Consider the following 19582-nt stretch of genomic DNA (forward strand, 5'->3'; position numbering starts at 1 on the left):
TGCCTGTAGCTGCTTTTATTACTAAGCGTAGGCTTTACCATGGAATTTATGAGATTCAAATCGGCAAAAAAACAATTGATATAGCTCTTTTATATGGTTTTAATACCTATGCAGGATTTTTTAAAGCATTCAAGCGTGAATTTGGCTGCTCTCCTACAAAATATTTAAAATTAAATACTGCTAAAAAACCAATGGCAGTAAATTTAATTAGGGAGGCAAAAATTATGCTAACACAGAGAGAAATAAAACAGATATTGTCAAATTGGAATTTAGACTCAAATCTAGAAATAGAAGATACCTTTACTTTAGGTGGTACAGCTAAATCTGATAATACATGGTTAATTAATGGAAAATATATCTTCAAAACAGGAAAAAATATTGCAGGTTTAAAAACACATATCGCCATTTCAAAGGAACTAGAAAAATCTGGAGTCCTTGCAGCAACTCCTATTAAAACCATTGAGGATGAGGATTTCATTATTAGAGATGACAAATACTTTTGTCTTACCAATCATATCAAGGGGAAATTTTTAACACCTGAAGAACGTTATGCAGGGAATAGAATTGAAATAGGAAAAAAATATGGTGAAGCCATTGGTAATCTACACAAAATCCTTAAAAAACAAGATAAAAATTTAGAAGTTAATGACAATAATCTCCTAAAAACTGTATTAGGCTGGGCATTGCCCCAGACAAAAATAACTATGGAACAATGGGGTTGTCCATTACCCGATAGATTCTATGAGGATTTTACTGAAAACTTTAGTAAGCTTTATAATGAACTGCCACGACATATAATTCATCGTGATCCTAATCCGTCAAATATTATGTTTCATAATGATGAAGTAAGTGGCTTTATTGATTTTGAAATCAGCGAGAGAAATGTAAGAATCTTTGATCCTTGTTACTGTGCAACAGGAATCTTAGCTGAAGCTACTACAATTGCTGATAGGTTTGAAAAATGGGATGAAATATTAAAGGGAATAATTACTGGATATGATAGTATCTGTAAATTGACAGAAGCCGAAAAACTTGCAATTCCTTATGTAATCTATTCCATTCAAATGATTTTTATTGCCTGGTTAGATGGAAAAGAGGAACTTAAGAATCTTGCAATGCAAAATAGGAAGATGCTTATCTGGATATGGGAAAATAAAGATAAGTGTTTTGAAAGCCTATAAAATATAAAGTCTGACAGAAAATTTCTGTCAGACTTTATTTAATTGGTTATTCTTGTCTTTTTTAATGCTGTATATAATACTACTGCTGTAACTGCCCCAAGCAAGCCTTGCATTAAATTACCCGGTATAGATGCTAATGCTGCCTTCGCTCCATACATAAATATTTCTGCAAAATAATATCCAAATGCCATAAATACTCCGCCAATAACTGTGGCTATAACCGGTGTTCTTTCCCCTAGTTTAGTCTCAAGTATTTTTCCTGCTATATAACCTTCTAACCCTTTTACTATAAAAGTAATAGGAGCATAATGAGTGTATCCCAATAATATGTCTGCTAAGGCTGATCCTAACCCTCCTACTAAGAATCCACCTTTTCTGCCTAGCATTATAGCTGCCAAAAATACCACCATATCCCCCAAATTTAAATATCCATTTGTTCCTATGGTAGGTATATGGATTACCATAGTCATCACAGTTGTTAGAGCCATAAGCACAGCTATTCTTGTTATTGTTTTAGTATCCATATCTTTCATTTTTAATCTCTCCCTTTCACTGTACGGGTACAATATTTTTAAACTTATGTAGTGTCTGTATATATAGAATAACACTTCCACTACACCTTTTCAATAGCTTTTTAGGGCAATTGAAATATTTATTTTCTTTATTTATTTAAGATTAAAAGTATAGACTATATCTGAAAGTTATATGATATTATATATCTATATTAAAGGAAAAGGAATGATCCTATGTTACAAAACTTATATGAATCAAAAAGAGAATACTTTGATAATAGAAACACTAGAAGCTATGAATTTAGAATAACTGGGCTTAAAAAACTTAGAAACATAATAGAGAAAAATGAAGAAAATATAATTAATGCTCTGACATTAGATCTAGGTAAACCTATATTTGAATCCTATACTGCTGAAATAGGTGTTGTATATCAAGAACTAAATCATGCAATAAAAAACTTAAGGTATTGGATGAAGCCTAAAAAAGTTCCTACCCCAATTTATCTACAGCCAGCTAATAGCTTTATCTATCCAGAACCTAAAGGAGTAGTGTTGATAATCAGCCCGTGGAATTATCCATTTCAATTGGCCATATCACCTTTAATAGGTGCCATCGCCGCAGGAAACTGTGCTATTTTGAAACCATCAAATCAATCAAAGGAAACTGAAAAGATAATTTCCAAGATAATCCGTGAGGCCTTTTCTGATAATTATATTAGTGTAGTAGAAGGACCAGGTTCTGAAGCTGTTACACCTTTAATAGAGAATTATAGATTTGATCATATATTCTTCACCGGAAGTGTAAATGTAGGCAAGAAAATATTGGAACTATCGGCAAAACATTTAACACCTGTGACATTAGAATTAGGTGGGAAATCCCCAACCATAGTTTACAAAGACGCAGATATAGATATTGCAGCTAAAAGAATTACTTGGGCAAAATTTTATAATGCAGGTCAAACCTGTGTAGCACCTGATTACCTTTTAGTACATGAATCTAAAAAAGAAACTTTAATTAATAGTATAAAGCTATATATCAGAACTTATTATAGTGATGATGCTAAAGAATCTGAAAATCTAGGTAGAATAATCAATGAAAAGAGATTCCATAGACTTATATCTTTATTAGAAGGATGTAATATTCTAGAAGGTGGAGTTTATAATAAAGAGAATAGATTCATTGCTCCTACATTAGTTGATGGAATAGATATGAATCATCCAATTATGCAGGAAGAAATATTTGGTCCAATACTTCCTATATTAACATATAATCATATTTCAGAAGTTGTGGATATAGTTAGGGTAAATCATCATCCTTTAGCTTTATATCTTTTTACAAGAGATAAATCTATTGAGGACTATATTATAGAAAATATCCAATTTGGCGGAGGATGTATTAACCATGCAATATCACATGTTGCAAACTCTCATCTTCCATTTGGAGGAATTGGTTTCAGCGGTATGGGAAGATATCACTCAAAATATACCTTTGACACTTTTTCCCATGAAAAGAGTATATTTAAATCTAGCGGAAGACTTGACAGCAATATACTATATCCTCCCTACAATGAAAAAAATTTAAGATTGGCTAAGAAATTTCTATAGCCAATCTTTTTTTCTAAAAAATCTTAACATTAATATAATAATTATAATGCTTATTATCCAAAAGCTAAAATATCCATATTTCCAATTTAATTCTGGTAAGTATCTAAAGTTCATACCATATACTCCTGCAAGAAATGTTAAGGGTATAAATATGGTTGAGAATATAGTAAGAACCTTCATCACTTCATTTGTTTTATTTCCTATGCTGGAAAGATAAGTATCCAGCATACCACTGCATATATCTCTATATGTTTCTATAATATCTATCATTTGGATTACATGATCGTAAACATCTCTTAAATAATAAATTGTTTTACCATCTATTAAATCATAATCATTTTTAGATAAGCTGCTAATTACATTTCTCATAGGCCAAAGTGAATTTCTAATATAAATCAAATCCCTCTTCAAGGTATAGATCTTTTGAAGTATCTCCTTCTTAGGATTTAATAGTAGCTCATCTTCTACAGTATCTATCTTCTCTCCTATATCCTCTACTATTAGAAAATAATTATCTACTATTGCATCAAGTAATCCATATAATAAATCATCTGCTCCGTTTTTCCTTATATTAGTACCTTCCTTTAGTCGACACAAGATACCATCAAATAGCTCTGTTTCTAGCTCTTGAAAAGATATAAGTTTATCTTTGAATAATATAAATGATATTTGCTCTGTTTCTAATTCCTCTTCTTCATTAAAATACATTAACTTAGTGACTAAAAATATATAATCATCATAGTCCTCCATTTTTGGATTTTGAGATGTATTTAATATATCTTCTATTACTAGTGGATGTACCTTTAGTGATTGGCATATTTTATTTACTAAATTTGTATCGTGGATTCCTATTATATCTAGCCATTTCACTTTATCATCTGTATCATTTATAAACTTACCTAAATCATTTATTTCTTTTCTTTCAAGTTCTAGGTTATTATATTTTGTATATGTAATTTTAATATTTTCTACCTTTTTCTCTCCTACATGTATTAGAGAACCTAGAGGCGTATTTACTATTTTAGCTATATTTTTACTTTCCTTAGTCATTTTACTCACCTCAGTATATTTCTATATATTATACCCTAAAAAAATCATACTTCATACCAAATATAATAATGAGCCAGAGAACTAATCTCTGACTCATTGGTTAGTGTGAAGCAAAAGGAACCGTCCCTCTTGCATTTTCTATTTTTATATTTAACTCATGTCTCTCTTCTCTGATTAACATATATGACGCAATACTTGCTAAGATATCTGATATTGGATAAGCTAACCAAACTCCCATAGCTCCTAAATGAAATACTTTCACTAATATAACAGATATCGGTATGGTTAAAATTAGCTGCTTAGATATTGATAAAAATATTGATGTCTTTGCCTTTCCAAGGGCTTGAAAATAAAATATAGATACATAATAAATACTAGCCATCGGAAGTGCTGCCACCACTATTCTAAATGCTTTTACTGATTCAGATATTATCTCAGGCTCCTTCACAAATATAGATATTAATTGTGGAGTATAAATCATAGCAATTAACCACATTATCATAGATGTAAGAAAGGCATATATGCAAGTTTTCTGCATTACTGTTTTTAATCTCTTATAATTCTTAGCCCCTACATTAAATGCGGCTATTGGCTGCATAGCTGAAGCTATTCCAAACATTGTTATAAACAGGAACATATATATCTTAGATATAACCCCAAGTACTATGATTCCATTATCTCCTGCTGTATTAAGTAACAAATGGTTGCGTACTGCCATTAGTACTCCATCTTCTGATTCTATAATAAATGCAGATAAACCCACTAATATAATTGCTTTTATTAGCCTTTTATCAAATTCAAAACCTGATGGTATTTTAAATTCTTTCTTTACCTTTGAATAATTATAATAAGCATAGCTAAATCCAATTATCTGAGAAACCGTTGTAGCTATGGCCGCCCCTTTAACTCCCATTTTAAACTCTACAACTAAAATATAGTCAAGGATTATATTAATTATAGCTCCTATACTGGTGCTTATTATTGAAACCTTATTATTCCCTACAGATATCATTATATTAGATATAAATGTTGTTAAACTTAAAAACGTAGATCCAAATATTATTATATCTAAATAATCCTTCGCATAAGGTAATGTCTGATGACTAGCACCAAGACCTAAAAGTATCTTCTCTGAGAATATATATATAATAGCCGTAATAGATACCATCAATAAGAAGGATAAAGAAAAACCATTTCTAACAATTTTTCTAGATTGATCCATATTATTTTGCCCGTTGGATCTAGAAAATGCTGTTGATGTTCCTACAGCTATCATTACACTCAATGCAATTATTATCCTTTGTATAGGAAATACTAGTACTAATCCTCCTATTCCATATCCACCTACAGTTCTTCCCACAAATAGCGTATCCACCATATTATATAGTTCTGATACTAAGAAAGAAATTATTATTGGAATAGAAAATCTAAGTAATAGTTTACCGATCTTTTCCTCTCCGAATAATTTATTGTTTTTACCCATAATAAAACCTCCATTTATCTTACTTTATTATGTTAACATAAATGGAGGTTCCTTTTCATTCACTTGTTTATCCTCTATCTTGGATTGTTTTTGGCTTTTTGAATAAACAAGATTTTCAAAAACCTTAAGATAATCCAAAATTTTATGAATTTAGTACATTATTTAGTACAAAAAGCACAGTTCCATATGGTTTTATAGTAGCAACTGTATTATATACTGTAGATTTTTTTCCATAATAGAAAGATACATTGGGATGTACATATTCCTTTAGTAATTCCCAATTATCATTATCTAATCTTTCTGGTCTATTTAAACCCAGCCATTTATCATATACTGAGCCAAATCCCTTGTCTAATACATATTTAGTGACTTGAAAATCTGATTCCATATTTAGTATGTTTAATGAGATTTTTCGCTCTTTAATCTTATCCATAGGAAGGCTATCATATATTACCTTTTCATCTATTTCTACAGGATTAAAAAGCATTATCTGATATCCATACTCTGATTTTGTAACTATATAACCTTCCCCCCTATCTATTACTCTATCTCCTAAAAGAGATAATAACATATAAGCATAATAGGAAGGCTTCTTTAAGTAGTTAGATGTAAATATACCATTTCCACCGAAGAAGGTATCATTGTTTAATATGGTTTCCTTAGATATTTCATCTACCATATTTAATACAACTCTATTATTCAAATGAATATAATTATATAGTACATAAGGTACCATAGAAATCGTATCCTGCATTCCACTAATTTTCTTCTTTGGGAAATATGGCTCTAAATCTTCTATCCTCATACTTAACCATTTCTCCACATCTTCATCATAGAGATTAGAAAAATGATTTATAAAATCATTAATTATATATTCTTCAACATTTTCACTAATGATTATCGGGATAAGATTCTGATCTCTTAAAAAATCTAATATATTTTCAACTCTAGTCCAGTTAATAAATTTATGATTCTTATCTCTATAAATATCCATATCCTCAGAGAAAAGTTTATTTACTATGCAATATTTAAATTCTATCTCTCTTTGTATTTCCTCTAGAATTCTTCTATTTTCCTCTTCAAGAAGAAGATAAATATCCCCCAAATCTATTATATCTGGTTTCCTATATTCATCTATAGTATCCTTATTCAAATCTATATCAATCTTTATAATTCTATTATCATAATCATACCTTTCATAATCTTCAATATAGTTAGTAAGATAAGGTATGGCTTCTCTAATATTAAAGTATTTAACCTTTGTCATCTTCTCAAGTTCTTTTTCACTTACTTTATATTTCTTCCTATACTGCATAGGTGTACAATTATAATGAAGCTTAAAATGTTTATTATAATATCTTACATGAGAGAAGCCTACTTCTTCTGATATTTCTGATATATTTCTATCTGAATCTAAAAGTAGTTTTGTAGATTCCTCTACCCTTATTTGATTTAAATACTCATTAAATCCATGGCCTAATATATCCTTGATTTTATAAGATAAATACTGAGAGCTGAGAAACTCCTTGTCTGCTATTTCCTGCAAACTTACCTTATTCATATAGTTATTACTTAAATATTTAACTATTCTATGATATCTCTCTAACTGTTCGTCATCCTCTTCTAAGCCTTCTCCTTCATAGAAAAGGTAGTGAAAGTTATTTAATAGATGATACATCATATCTAATAAATATTCTTCTATCTTATCTTCATAATCATCTATTTTAGATATTGCTTCGTAAAGAAGTATCGAAATATACTTTCTTAACTCATGATATTTTTCATCTTCTTGGGGTTTTCCCTCTGAGGAATCTGTATAAAAGAATACTTCCTTGGCATCATCATAATATCTTTCAAAAAAATTAGGGTCGATATTGAGTACAAGGACTAAATTATCTGGATCATTGGACTTTATACTATACACTTCATTGACATTGATTATCTCTATTTCTCTTTCATTTAATGTATATATTTCATTTTCTACACCTACATCTATAGTGCCTTTCAGAACAAACAAAATTTGAATGGAATCCTGCCAATGGATTGGGTATTCCATGATATTGGCTAAAAATATATTTATAGGTAAATCCTTCATATATTCCACATGTACTTTTCTCATATTAAATCCCCTTCATTATCCCAATCTAATGTGTATTATTAGAAGAGTTTAATAAACACCTTTACTATTTAAATAGTTTTTATATTTCATATCTGTAACAAGAATATGATTTTCGATCCAATTAGCTATAAAAACAATTAAATCCATACCAATTTTTCTTTGTTTTACATCTACATCATCAGCTTTAATAGACTGAATCTTAGCTACAAATGCATCATGTTGTTTCTTGTGATTATCAAAATCCTTATACCCATGAATCTTCATCAATTCTTCTTCATATGTGAAATGTTCTATAGTGTACTCTGCCAATCTATGGATTACAGTCATAATTTCATCATAGCGATCAACTCCATCTTTTGCAGAAACTAAGTTATATAATTCTGTACCCATTTTAAATAGTTCCTTATGTTGTTCATTAATCTTTTCAATGTTGACACTGAAATCGTCCTTCCATTTAAACATAATTTATCCCCCTTGTACTTTATTATTCCTCAAATTCTTCTCTATGATGTAAACCTATTAAATTAGTAACTGGTACTGTAAAAATAATGCCTGTCCCTGGTTTCTTAAGCTGTCCTGCCTCTACCATTGCATTCATTATATTCTTATACTTATCTATTTCCGTTAGAATTAAGATTATCTCCTTAGAGGCTTCAACATGCATATTTAAAAACTTTTTTACTTCAGATTCTCCTGTTCCTCTACCATAGAAAATAGTAGCACCATTAGCTCCTGCTGATTTTGCAGCATCTACTACTTTTTCAGCTTTACCTCTTTCAACTACGGCTATTATACATCTAATTTCAATCACAATACCACCTCCTAAATTTTAGTTAATATACCTAATATCATTACAGAAATCATTGAGCCTATGGATGTAAGTCCTACTATTCCAAAACCAGATATCAATGGGTCAACCCCTTTAATAACTGAAGCCAACCCTACAGCCAAAGCCATATTGATTGGTATGTTTACAGGTCCCGTTGTAGCAGATGCAGCATCAAATGCTATTGCACCAAATGGCTCTGGTGCGAAAAAAGATAGAAGTATTACTATTAGTAGCAGTGGTACAAGGACTTTTATATATGGAAGGTTCAATAATATCTTTAATAAACCTATTGTCATACCACAGCCAAATCCCACGGCAACTCCATGGATTAGGACCATATGTGGTATAGCTCCTTGAGATAATTCTTCTACCTCTAAAGCTAATGCTTTCAATCCTGGTTCTACTAAAGTAGCAGCATAACCTATTACAAAACCTATTACTAGTATAATCCATTTTTTCTCAATAATTACAAAATTTCTACCAACTGAATCCCCTAAAGGTATTAAGCTCATGGTTGTACCTTTTAAGAATAAATGTAAACCTAGTACAGATAATATAAATCCAATTATAAAATCCCTCACATTATGTAGTGGCTTTTTTAGGATAAATATCTGAAGTGCAGCTAATATAGCGGTTAGAGGTATGATGCTAATAGCAGTTTCCCAGAGTGCACTCAAATTCGGTAGTCCCTTCATGTCAATTCACTCCCTTGCTATTTTTATGATTTGTCTTATATATCCATTATAGCATACTTTTAACTGCAAGATTATGTAAAAAGAAAATCATAGAGGAAAACAATATTTATGGGTATAATATAATTATATAAATATCTTTAGGAGGTGTTTTATGGAAAAAGAAAAATATATACCAGAAGTAAAATCTCAGCTTAGATCTAGGATCATAGAGGTTCCGCCTGTAATCTATAAAGCTAGTGGTATAAAAGTATTAGGGACAAGGATCAAATCCTTGCTATTCTCAACAGATGTGGCTATTATAAAAAATACAAATGCCAATTCAATTATAGCAGTATATCCCTTTACCCCGCAATTGTCTATTACTCAAGCTATACTTGAAGTTGCTCCAGTTCCTGTTTTTGTAGGTGTAGGGGGTGGACTTACAACTGGCAAAAGGTCTGTTGATATCGCCCTTCAGGCAGAGCTCATGGGTGCTTATGGAGTTGTCGTAAATGCTCCTACAGCTAATGATGTAATTTCCAAAATGAAGGTAGAATCGACATACCTATTATAGCCACAGTCGTTTCAGAATGTGACGATTATAAGGGCAAGGTTCAATCTGGAGCCAGTATATTAAATATATCTGGTGGTCCTAGAACAGCTTCTCTCGTGAGAAAAATAAGGGAAGAATTTGGAAAAGAATTACCTATCATTGCTACAGGTGGTCCTACAGAAGAGTCTATCCTTGAAACCATAGAAGCTGGCGCCAATGCTATAACCTATACTCCGCCTACCAGTGCCGAAATATTCGCAGGGGTTATGGAAAAATACAGAAAAGAAATGAAAGATCATCAATAGGCAAAGGACAGATCCATTAAAAAGATCTGTCCTCTTTATTTATAATTTATTTATTACCAAGAGCTCTTTCTTTTGCAAAGAATTCCTTAGTAAGTTTAATAACAACTCCACTTAAAGCAGCAACTCCTATTAAGTTTGGAATAGCCATTAAACCATTTAATGTATCTGCTAAAGCCCAAAGAACTTCAAGTCCACCTACAGCACCTACAGCTATAAAAGGTATCCATAGGATTCTATAAATCATATTGACTTTAGGCCCAAATAAATATTCAGCACAACGCTCTCCATAGTATTCCCAACCTAGTATAGTAGAGAATGCAAATAGTAAAATACCTATGGAAACTATAGTTCCACCCCAAGTTCCCGGTAGACCATGGCTGAAAGCCTCAGTTGTAAGAGCTGCTCCTGTTGCTCCACTTTGCCATACACCTGTAGTTAAAATTGACAATGCAGTTATAGAACAAATTACTATTGTATCTACAAATACTTCAAATACTCCCCATAAACCTTGACGTACAGGGTGATCTGTAGTTGCAGCAGCGTGAGCTATCGGTGCACTACCAAGTCCTGCCTCGTTAGTGAATACTCCACGTGCAACTCCGAATCTCATAGCATCCTTAAGGAATGAACCTGCAAATCCTCCTACAGCAGCTGTTCCAGTAAATGCTGAGCCAAAGATTAATCCAAATGCCTCTGGAATATGTGCTGCATTAATAATAATTATTACTAAACCGCCTATAATATAGAACGCTGCCATAAAAGGTACTAATTTTTCAGTTACAGAACCTATTCTCTTAATACCACCTATAACAACCATAGCTGCAAATACTGCTAATGCAATTCCTGTCCATAATTTAGGAATATTAAATGTCACTTGAAGTGATTCTGCTATAGAGTTGGATTGAACCATGTTTCCTATACCAAATGCAGCTAAAGCTCCAAAGAATGCAAATATATATGCAAGCCATTTCCATTTTAATCCATTTGTAATATAGTACATCGGACCTCCGACAAATCTTCCATCAGGAGTCTTTTCCCTATAATGAACTGCAAGTACTACTTCTGCAAACTTTGTAGTCATACCAAATAATGCAGCAATCCACATCCAGAATACCGCTCCCGGTCCTCCAATAGATATTGCAGTAGCAACACCAGCAATATTACCTGTACCTACAGTAGCAGCTAATGCTGTGGCAACTGCCTGGAATGCTGTTACCTCACCTTCACCATGGTCATCCTTAGCGAACATCTTAAGTAAGGTATTCTTTAAAATATAGCCAAGCTTTGTAATTGAGAAAAAATTAGTGCGAAGAGTTAAATAAATTCCGGTACCAACCAATAATATAAGCATTGGTGGACCCCATACAAAATCATTGATAATTCCATTGATTTCCATTAATTTGTCCATTGACCTGCCTCCTTTTTTATTAGACTAGGTCAATTATATATATGGAGTTTCAAAAAACTTCAAAAATACTCAAAAATGATTTCTGAATATTTCTAATTGTTATACTTTTCGCAAAGTATACATAATCCTGAAAGGAATTTTTTCATATTTATTGAACCTTTTCCATTGTTTTTGCCTCGAATATAGTCCATTTCACGCTTTATTTGTTCAAAATTAAACAGAGTATTTGAATATTCCACAAAGGTTTCATTCATATAGTCCTCTATACCTAAGGATGCAATATTGCTCATAGCTACATTGATAGTCCTTCTCATCCTTTGTTCCATAGCCTTAGGATTATTGGTAAATCTAGAGCATAATTCTCGTATAGAAATATCATTTATTTTAACCCTGTTTTTCATTAAAAAATTTGCTACTTTTACTAAATCCTCACTTCCTATTTCACCCATAATACCTAGTCTGAAAAGTATTAAGTTGATATCTTGTTCACAATCTTTTAACTCTATAGTTTGTTCAAAATTTGGCGCAATATCGTTAAATATTTGTTGAATTTTATTCATCTTTTCTTCTAATTCTATTTTATATTTGACCTTTTTTATTATGGTTTCTACTTCTAAGTAATTTATAGGCTTATAAATGAAATATTCCACTCCATGAATATATGCCTTTTCAACATTTGCCTTAGATGTAAAGTTGGAAATCATAATAAATTTAGTGCTAAGACTCTCTTCTTTTATTTCCTTAATTATACGAAATCCATCAAATTCTTCATCTAACATATCCAAAATAATCAAATCCGGCTCTGAGGTCATTATTTCTTCTACACCTTCTAAAGGATCATCAGATACACCCACTAAAAAACCTAAATGATTGTTATGGATAATCTTTTTTAGAGTATTTATATCATCCATATTTTTATCTAATATAAATATCTTCATATTTATCCTCCAATTACAATCTTTTGTTTCAATCCCTCTTCAACTTTAAAAATTCCCACTTTGTTTCACTAGTTATAACTGAAATTAAAATTGCCATACATCCTATTAAAAATCTTACAGTAAAGGGTTCTTTCAGAAATATAATTGCAAAAGTGCTTCCAAACACCGCTTCTAGACTTAAAATTATAGCCGCATGAGTTGAGTTTGTATACTTTTGAGCAACAGTTTGTACTAGAAATGCAAGCATTGTACTAAATAAAGATAAATATAATATCGGAACTAATGTCTGACTTTGAATATTTGTTTTTGTCCCTTCAAATAATATGGCAAATATAAATGAAAGTATACCCGCTGTGCCTAATTGTACTATTGATATAACATATGGATCTGATTCCTTTGCAAAATATCCTGTGGAAGATATATGGCATGCGAACATTATTGCACATAGAAATGTCAAGAAATCTCCATATCCCATTGATAGGTTACTGTTTAAACTAAGTATTCCTATTCCAACTAAACATAAAAAAGCTGCTGCTACATCAAATTTATCTGGTCTTTTCTTAGATATACCCCAATAAATAAATGGTACCATAACTACGTTTGTTGCTGTAATGAAAGCCTGTTTCCCAGCTTCGGTATATTGTAGACCTACTGTTTGCATAGCAAAACCTGCAAATAAAAATAATCCTATAATCACTCCAGCTTTTATATCTTTTATAGAAGCCTTCCTAATTTTCTTAAAAAATATCACTGATAGTATTATGGTGGAAATAATAAATCTAAAGAACAATAAGTAATAAGGAGTTACATGATCTAATGCATTCTTTGTCACAACAAACCCTGAGCCCCAAACAACAGCAACTAAAAGTAAAGATAAATCTGCATATAAAGTTTTTTTACCTGTCAAAAAAATTCCCCCTATATTTGAAGCAGTAGGGATAATCCTACCTTCTTATTTTTACTACTATTATATCATAATTATAGGATTATAACTTATATTCAGTAAAATGGCACCAAAAATATATTTTCTAATAAAATAGTATTATATTAAATAGTAAGGGTGATTTTATGGATAAAAACTTAATTGTAGGTAGCAATAGTCTAGTAAGGCTAGAAAATGGCAACTCTGTGCATTATATCAACTTTGATAATGCTGCTACGACACCTCCCTTTCAATCTGTTGTAAAAGAAATAGTTGAGTTTTCTAGCGTTTATTCCTCTGTGCACAGAGGTACAGGATATAAGTCCATTGTGTCTTCAATGATATATGATGAAGGAAGAGAAATAGTATTGAATTTTGTCGGAGGAAATAAGGATTATCACACAGTAATATTTTTAAAAAATACTACAGAATGTATAAATAAGCTATCTTATAGATTAAAAGATACTCTACAGGATAAAATAGTCTTATCTACATACATGGAACATCATTCTAATCTACTACCTTGGAAATATAGATATACTACAGATTATATACAAGTAGACTCCTCTGGAAGACTATGCTTAGAGGATTTAGAATTTAAACTCAAATTATATAAAGGGAAAGTGGGATTAGTCGCAGTGACTGGAGCATCAAATGTAACTGGTTATATTAATCCAATATATGAAATAGCAAAATTATGTCATAAATATGGAGCTGAAATTTTAGTAGACGGAGCACAGCTCATTCCCCACAGTCCCTTTGATATGAGACCTGTAGATAGCCCTGAGCATATCGATTATATAGCATTTTCTGGACATAAAATGTATGCCCCCTTTGGTGTAGGTGCATTGATAGCACCTAAAAAAGTCTTTGAAAAGGGTTTTTCAGAGCAAGTGGGCGGAGGAACAGTAGAGTTTGTATCTATTAAAGATACAATATGGGCAGATCCACCTGAAAAAGAAGAAGCCGGAACCCCTAACTTAATGGGAGTGGTTGCATTATCTACTAGCATCAAAACATTGCAGAACTTAAATATGAGGAAAATAGATGAATATGAGAAAGGTCTGACCCGATATGCCCTAAGTTTAATACATGATATACCTGGACTTATTCTCTATGATGATATGAATGTAGAAGAGAAAGTATCTATTATTTCATTTAATATGGAAGGATTAAAGCATAATGAATTGGCAACCATACTTGCCCGTGAGAGGAATCGCTGTTAGAAATGGTTGCTTCTGTGCACAGCCTTATGTTCAAAGACTGCTTAAAATACCTGATGAAGATGTAGAAAAATATATGACTAATCAATCACTGTCTCGCCCCGGTTTAGTCAGAATTAGTTTCGGTCTATATAATGATTATAATGAAATATATCTACTTGCATATCTTCTTAAAGAAATCAGTCAAAACTTAGATTTTTATAAAAATAAGTATAGAAATTCTCCTTTCTACTAAACCTAGTAGAAAGGAGGTTTTCTATGGAAATGAATACTGATAAAAAAATGAGTATACTTATGTTCAGCGGTGATTATGATAAAGCATTAGCAGCTCTTATATTAGCTAATACTGCAAAGGAGATAAATGTAGATGTCACAATGTTTTTTGCATTTTGGGGATTAATGCTTGTTAGAGATCCCAATAGTATCTCTGCTGAAGATAAAACTACATCAGAAAAAATGTTTGCAAACATGACTCCAAGACATATTGAAGAGTTACCTCTATCTAAAATGAACTTTGCAGGTATAGGAAAGAAAATGCTTTTGGGAATGATGGATGATAGTGATACTCCTAAATTATCTGATTTTCTCAATGGTGCATTAAAAAAAGGTGTAAATATGAAAGCATGTAAACTCTCTTGTGAAGTAATGGGCTTCAAAGAAGAGGAGCTCCTCAAAGAAGTTAGTATAGTTACAGCAGAAGACTATTTAGTAGAAGCTTTGAATTCTAATATTCAGCTTTTTATCTAAGGTATTACTATAGTGATAGAAAATACACAGAGGAACGGCAGACGGTGCAAAAATGGATACCTTTTCCAATGTAATAGCCGTAGTCTTTTATGCTATGAGTTGTTTAATGTTACCAAATAATATTCTATGTTTAGAAAATTGTGGGTTAACAGGTGACCTTTTACCTGTTAACCCCTTTATTATTTCTCTTATACTTACTATATTTATCACTCTTTTCATATCATAGGCTAAAAAGTCCAAAGAGGTATTTAGTAAATTTGTTAAAATTTGTAGAATATTGCAAAGAATTGTAATAATTTGCAATATTCATAAAATTGCAAAATTTACCTTGACTTCTAATAAATGATTTAATATAATTCATATATACCATGGTATAATGCAAAAAAGTTAGAATGTCGTGTCATACTAGGGGGGTGAAAATATAATGAAAATGAAGCCGATTATTGAAGCTAGTTGGAATTTGCAAAATGAGTCAAATCAGGAGAGTTCACAAATGGGACCAATGGTAGGAATGGGTAATCAATGGTGCTGTGCTTGCTAAGCTTAGTAAGGTGGTTTAGCTTACTCTCTTACTGAATATTTGATTCGAAAAAAGCTAAGCTACATAACCCTTCTATCACAATAATCCAAAGTATTTAGTGATAGAAGGGTTTTTATCACAGATAACATCCCGCCAAACATTTTGCTTATTATGGTTTGCGGCAATGTGATTTGTTGGGAAATTATGTGTGCGCCATAAACTTGGCGGAGATGATAGGTATTTGGCTTATATATACTTTGGACATCCCCAGCAAAGGTGGGACTTCATCAACACAACAATCAGCTTTAGGGAGGGAAAGCAATGAGATTAATTAAACACATGATATTTGTAGACATACACGATAACAAAAAACTGTTGATAAACTCTTTAACAGGCACTATGGACGAAATTGATGCCCCTATTTACGAAACATTGTCCAAGTGGCAGGCTTGTGAAGAAATTGTAACGGAGAATGATTTGGAGGCTGAGTTATTAAGCAATCTCCAATCCAGGGGATATCTGGTAAATAACTACGAAGAGGAAATAGCCAAAAAGAATGAAATTTTAAAGGTATTGCGCAACGATCACATTCAAAGGCAAAAAGACCAAAGATCTGTCGTCTTTGTTATGACTTATGACTGCAACTTCAGATGCCCTTATTGCTTTGAGGGTGATGCCTATCTTAAAAAAGAGGTCATAACTCCGGAACAAATTGATGCTGCCTTGAAACTTGCGGGTGAGGGCGTAGAGTCAATATGTCTTTTTGGAGGAGAGCCGTTGCTTCCAAAAACCAGACCTGCTTTGGAACATCTTTTTAATAAGGCCCCCGATAAAACATATCAAATTTTCACCAATGGGTATTATCTGATAGAATCCCTTGATTTACTTTTGTCTATAAATATTTCTCAAGTTTTAATCACTTTAGATGGCAGTGAAGAGTCTCACAATAGCAGGAGGGTCTTAGCTAACGGAAAGCCTACGTTCAAGAAAATTATGGATGGTATAGAGAAGTGTTTAGAAAGCGGGATAAATATCCGAATCAGAATGAACCTTGACAAAAACAATTGCAAGGAAGCAATTGATTTAAGAGAAAAGCTGCTTGACAGATTTTCAGGATATAAGGACAATTTATCGTTTGAATTAGCCACACTGCTTGGAAACTCTTATGATGAACGAATTGATATAATGACTGAAATATATCATTCGGATATAAAGCACTCCTTCGAGGATAGGGAAAGAATAAACGATTTTATAACTAAAAAAAATTCAATACTGGATCACTTAGTATATGGCAGAGCCATAAATCCTTTGTACTCCTATTGCTATGCTCACGTAGATGGCATGGCGTTTGACCCCTATGGCGATATTTATCCATGCTTGGGGTGTGTTGGCAAGGACCGCTTTTCTATAGGAAAGTATCATCCCTTAATTGAATTCAAGGAAAACTCAATACGCAACCGTAATATAGAAAAAATTCCCGAATGCAGGGATTGTACATATTCTCTTCTTTGCGGAGGAGGCTGTCCTTTGGGGTTAGATGGAAATGGTGATTTTTTCAAGCCTATGTGCTATTCCGTCAAAACTCTTTTGCATAAAGAACTCCCCTTATTTTATAAAGAAAGAGAAGAAGCTATGAAAAAAACCGAGGAAGCAGTAAATAGCGCCTATTGATGGAACGGGAAATCGTCAACCCCAAAACCATAGATGCACACAAAAACGCTGTAATCCGTTGATACGACTGGATTTGCAGCGTTTTTTCTTATTCGATGAGCTTTATCGTTTAGAAGATCCCATTCTTTACATAGAGCCACAAATTGTTTAAATACTAAATTTATGGCCTCTTTATTATCTTTTCTAAAGTCCGATATTGATTTTAAATCTGTAGTTAATCTTCTTAGTAGTCACATTACTTCTATATTTATTCCTTCTGTATATCTAATACTACCACCATTTCTTATGATATCATGGGTAAATTGCAGCATATTCAACCTAAATTATGGCAACCAATTGTTGGATTTTCTACACGGTCTGACGGTTCTCTTGTGTCTTTTTTCTTTTCTCTTTTATTATCTAGATATATCTTATATACTATAAATAAAAGATATTGTATTGGAGGTTTTTTATATGGATTTTCCGTTATTAAATGAATTGAAAGCTGCAAAGGAAATTATATGGTATAACGACAATTATATTAATTTTGATGAAGTTAAAGATGGACTACCTGTGTCCTTAGATGATGTACTTGAAGCAGAAAATAGACTTAAAAGGTTTGCCCCATATATAAAAAAAGTATTTCCTGAGGTAATAGATGGAATTATCGAATCACCTATCTCTGAAATTGACAAGATGAAAGGTCGAATGGAAAATGAATATAATAAAAATATATATGGCAGGCTAATTCTCAAGAGGGATGATTTACTTCCCATAGCTGGTTCGATTAAAGCTCGAGGCGGTATATATGAAGTATTAAAACATGCAGAAACCTTGGCTATAGATAATGGCCTACTAAAGCTAGAAGATGATTATAGTATATTAGCCGATGATGATTTTAAGAAATTCTTCTCTACTTATACAATTCAAGTAGGCAGTACAGGCAACCTTGGACTAAGTATTGGTACAATCTCTGCCAAAGTAGGATTTAATGTAATAGTCCATATGTCTCAGGATGCTAAGCAGTGGAAGAAAGATTTACTTCGCTCTAAAGGAGTTAAAGTAGTTGAATATACATCAGATTATTCAAAGGCTGTGGAAGAAGGGAGAGCATTATCAGATAAAGATCCTAAATCTTATTTTATAGATGATGAAAATTCCAAGGATTTATTTATGGGGTATGCTGTCGGTGGCATGAGAACTAAAAGACAGCTTGAAGATATGGGAATTGTAATCAACAAGGATCATCCTCTTTTTGTATATCTTCCTTGCGGTGTAGGTGGAGGCCCTGGCGGTGTAGCTTATGGACTTAAACTTATGTATGGAGATAATGTAAGATGCTTCTTTGCAGAACCAACTCATTCACCTGCTATGCTATTGGGTTTGGCTTCTGGGCTTCATGATAAAATTTCCGTAGAAGATATTGGTCTAGATAATAAAACTGATGCAGATGGTTTAGCAGTGGGAAGACCTTCCTCTTTTGTAGGAAAAATCATGGACAAAACATTAACTGGTGCATTTACAATTGATGACTATAGGTTATATGACTTTCTAAAAGCACTATATGAGGAGGAAAAAATATTCTTAGAGCCTTCTGCCCTTGCAGGATTTTTAGGACCTATATTTACTTCGGAAAAATATAAAAATGAAAATATAACTCATATGTGTTGGGGAACTGGTGGAAGTTTAGTACCAGAAGAAATAAGGAAACAATTAATTTAGTGCAAAGGCAGGTAGCGTCTATTGGTGTACAGACGTTTATCCTGTCTTTAGGTATATAAGTTCTCTATTTTATTGCCCCCTTCTAATTTACATGAAGAAGGTGTATAATAGAGAATAAAAGTTCTTGTGCATAATAAAAGA

Annotated in this window: 17 protein-coding genes and 1 pseudogene; 8 read left to right on the forward strand and 10 right to left on the reverse strand. The window is 32.2% G+C overall.

Features of this window, described 5'->3' with window-relative positions:
* Positions 1 to 1181, forward strand: a 1181-nt coding sequence (locus CIW83_RS16170; protein ID WP_143598575.1) for a phosphotransferase, incomplete at its 5' end; no start/stop codon positions are given.
* A gap of 38 nt (positions 1182 to 1219) precedes the next feature.
* Here CIW83_RS16170 and CIW83_RS16175 read toward each other — a convergent pair.
* Positions 1220 to 1714 (reverse strand): ECF transporter S component, encoded by a 495-nt coding sequence (locus CIW83_RS16175; protein ID WP_094903082.1) that lies wholly within the window; start codon positions 1712 to 1714, stop codon positions 1220 to 1222.
* A 213-nt stretch (positions 1715 to 1927) separates the two neighbouring features.
* On the opposite strand from CIW83_RS16175, the gene CIW83_RS16180 reads away from it, so the two are divergent.
* Positions 1928 to 3298, forward strand: a complete 1371-nt coding sequence (locus CIW83_RS16180) for an aldehyde dehydrogenase (protein ID WP_094903084.1) — start codon at positions 1928 to 1930, stop codon at positions 3296 to 3298.
* On the opposite strand, the gene corA is transcribed toward CIW83_RS16180, so the two are convergent.
* The 6 genes from corA to CIW83_RS16210 all read right to left on the reverse strand — a co-directional run bounded on the left by corA (position 3293) and on the right by CIW83_RS16210 (position 9474).
* A complete protein-coding gene (corA, locus tag CIW83_RS16185; protein WP_094903086.1) occupies positions 3293 to 4348 on the reverse strand; it encodes a magnesium/cobalt transporter CorA in 1056 nt (351 codons plus the stop codon). The two genes, CIW83_RS16180 and corA, sit on opposite strands and share 6 nt — an antisense overlap.
* Positions 4349 to 4448: 100 nt before the next feature.
* Entirely contained in the window at positions 4449 to 5831 is a 1383-nt protein-coding gene (locus tag CIW83_RS16190) for an MATE family efflux transporter (protein ID WP_094903088.1), read from the reverse strand.
* A 142-nt stretch (positions 5832 to 5973) separates the two neighbouring features.
* Positions 5974 to 7950: a helix-turn-helix domain-containing protein gene (locus CIW83_RS16195; RefSeq protein ID WP_094903090.1), complete on the reverse strand. Its 1977-nt coding sequence runs from the start codon at positions 7948 to 7950 to the stop codon at positions 5974 to 5976.
* Between the two features lie 48 nt (positions 7951 to 7998).
* On the reverse strand, positions 7999 to 8412 hold the full coding sequence (locus CIW83_RS16200; RefSeq protein WP_094903092.1) for a bacteriohemerythrin: 414 nt from the start codon (positions 8410 to 8412) through the stop codon (positions 7999 to 8001).
* 22 nt (positions 8413 to 8434) lie between these two features.
* A complete protein-coding gene (locus CIW83_RS16205; RefSeq protein WP_094903094.1) occupies positions 8435 to 8761 on the reverse strand; it encodes a P-II family nitrogen regulator in 327 nt (108 codons plus the stop codon).
* Positions 8762 to 8772: 11 nt separating this feature from the next.
* Positions 8773 to 9474 carry a DUF1538 domain-containing protein gene (locus CIW83_RS16210; protein WP_094903096.1) on the reverse strand — a complete coding sequence of 234 codons (702 nt, stop codon included), beginning with the start codon at positions 9472 to 9474 and terminating at the stop codon, positions 8773 to 8775.
* A gap of 151 nt (positions 9475 to 9625) precedes the next feature.
* Between CIW83_RS16210 and CIW83_RS16215 the strand changes: the two are divergent.
* A pseudogene (locus CIW83_RS16215) lies at positions 9626 to 10311 on the forward strand (hydrolase).
* Positions 10312 to 10357: 46 nt separating this feature from the next.
* Here the strand turns inward: CIW83_RS16215 and CIW83_RS16220 are convergent.
* From CIW83_RS16220 to CIW83_RS16230, 3 genes are all read right to left on the reverse strand, one after another.
* The gene (locus tag CIW83_RS16220; RefSeq protein WP_094903098.1) at positions 10358 to 11719 is read right to left on the reverse strand and encodes a sodium:alanine symporter family protein; all 1362 of its coding nucleotides are present in this window, start codon (positions 11717 to 11719) and stop codon (positions 10358 to 10360) included.
* Positions 11720 to 11811: 92 nt separating this feature from the next.
* Positions 11812 to 12657 (reverse strand): response regulator, encoded by an 846-nt coding sequence (locus tag CIW83_RS16225; RefSeq protein ID WP_094903100.1) that lies wholly within the window; start codon positions 12655 to 12657, stop codon positions 11812 to 11814.
* A gap of 28 nt (positions 12658 to 12685) precedes the next feature.
* Positions 12686 to 13564: a DMT family transporter gene (locus CIW83_RS16230; RefSeq protein WP_094903102.1), complete on the reverse strand. Its 879-nt coding sequence runs from the start codon at positions 13562 to 13564 to the stop codon at positions 12686 to 12688.
* 161 nt (positions 13565 to 13725) lie between these two features.
* On the opposite strand from CIW83_RS16230, the gene CIW83_RS16235 reads away from it, so the two are divergent.
* From CIW83_RS16235 to CIW83_RS16250, 5 genes are all read left to right on the forward strand, one after another.
* Positions 13726 to 14805, forward strand: coding sequence for an aminotransferase class V-fold PLP-dependent enzyme (locus tag CIW83_RS16235; protein WP_201259960.1), 1080 nt, complete (start codon positions 13726 to 13728; stop codon positions 14803 to 14805).
* The gene (locus tag CIW83_RS23190; RefSeq protein ID WP_201259961.1) at positions 14762 to 15037 is read left to right on the forward strand and encodes an aminotransferase class V-fold PLP-dependent enzyme; all 276 of its coding nucleotides are present in this window, start codon (positions 14762 to 14764) and stop codon (positions 15035 to 15037) included. Before CIW83_RS16235 ends, CIW83_RS23190 begins: the two co-directional genes overlap by 44 nt.
* Before the next feature lie 23 nt (positions 15038 to 15060).
* Positions 15061 to 15549 carry a DsrE/DsrF/DrsH-like family protein gene (locus CIW83_RS16240; protein ID WP_235601373.1) on the forward strand — a complete coding sequence of 163 codons (489 nt, stop codon included), beginning with the start codon at positions 15061 to 15063 and terminating at the stop codon, positions 15547 to 15549.
* An 841-nt stretch (positions 15550 to 16390) separates the two neighbouring features.
* Positions 16391 to 17740 carry a radical SAM protein gene (locus tag CIW83_RS16245; protein ID WP_094903104.1) on the forward strand — a complete coding sequence of 450 codons (1350 nt, stop codon included), beginning with the start codon at positions 16391 to 16393 and terminating at the stop codon, positions 17738 to 17740.
* A 453-nt stretch (positions 17741 to 18193) separates the two neighbouring features.
* Positions 18194 to 19441 (forward strand): D-serine ammonia-lyase, encoded by a 1248-nt coding sequence (locus CIW83_RS16250; protein ID WP_094903106.1) that lies wholly within the window; start codon positions 18194 to 18196, stop codon positions 19439 to 19441.
* Positions 19442 to 19582 lie beyond the last annotated feature (141 nt).

Origin of the sequence: Tissierella sp. P1, from assembly GCF_002266425.1 — a bacterium.
GTDB classification, from domain to species: domain Bacteria; phylum Bacillota; class Clostridia; order Tissierellales; family Tissierellaceae; genus Tissierella; species Tissierella carlieri.

Bases quoted from the DNA above. Each gene is read 5' to 3' on its own strand.
- CIW83_RS16210 (WP_094903096.1), bottom strand. From the start codon at position 9,474: ATGAAGGGACTACCGAATTTGAGTGCACTCTGGGAAACTGCTATTAGC.
- CIW83_RS16220 (WP_094903098.1), bottom strand. From the start codon at position 11,719: ATGGACAAATTAATGGAAATCAATGGAATTATCAATGATTTTGTATGG.
- CIW83_RS16235 (WP_201259960.1), top strand. From the start codon at position 13,726: ATGGATAAAAACTTAATTGTAGGTAGCAATAGTCTAGTAAGGCTAGAA.
- CIW83_RS16250 (WP_094903106.1), top strand. From the start codon at position 18,194: ATGGATTTTCCGTTATTAAATGAATTGAAAGCTGCAAAGGAAATTATA.
- CIW83_RS16245 (WP_094903104.1), top strand. From the start codon at position 16,391: ATGAGATTAATTAAACACATGATATTTGTAGACATACACGATAACAAA.
- CIW83_RS16180 (WP_094903084.1), top strand. From the start codon at position 1,928: ATGTTACAAAACTTATATGAATCAAAAAGAGAATACTTTGATAATAGA.
- CIW83_RS16200 (WP_094903092.1), bottom strand. From the start codon at position 8,412: ATGTTTAAATGGAAGGACGATTTCAGTGTCAACATTGAAAAGATTAAT.
- CIW83_RS16175 (WP_094903082.1), bottom strand. From the start codon at position 1,714: ATGAAAGATATGGATACTAAAACAATAACAAGAATAGCTGTGCTTATG.
- CIW83_RS16190 (WP_094903088.1), bottom strand. From the start codon at position 5,831: ATGGGTAAAAACAATAAATTATTCGGAGAGGAAAAGATCGGTAAACTA.
- CIW83_RS16240 (WP_235601373.1), top strand. From the start codon at position 15,061: ATGGAAATGAATACTGATAAAAAAATGAGTATACTTATGTTCAGCGGT.
- corA (WP_094903086.1), bottom strand. From the start codon at position 4,348: ATGACTAAGGAAAGTAAAAATATAGCTAAAATAGTAAATACGCCTCTA.
- CIW83_RS23190 (WP_201259961.1), top strand. From the start codon at position 14,762: ATGAATTGGCAACCATACTTGCCCGTGAGAGGAATCGCTGTTAGAAAT.
- CIW83_RS16225 (WP_094903100.1), bottom strand. From the start codon at position 12,657: ATGAAGATATTTATATTAGATAAAAATATGGATGATATAAATACTCTA.
- CIW83_RS16195 (WP_094903090.1), bottom strand. From the start codon at position 7,950: ATGAGAAAAGTACATGTGGAATATATGAAGGATTTACCTATAAATATA.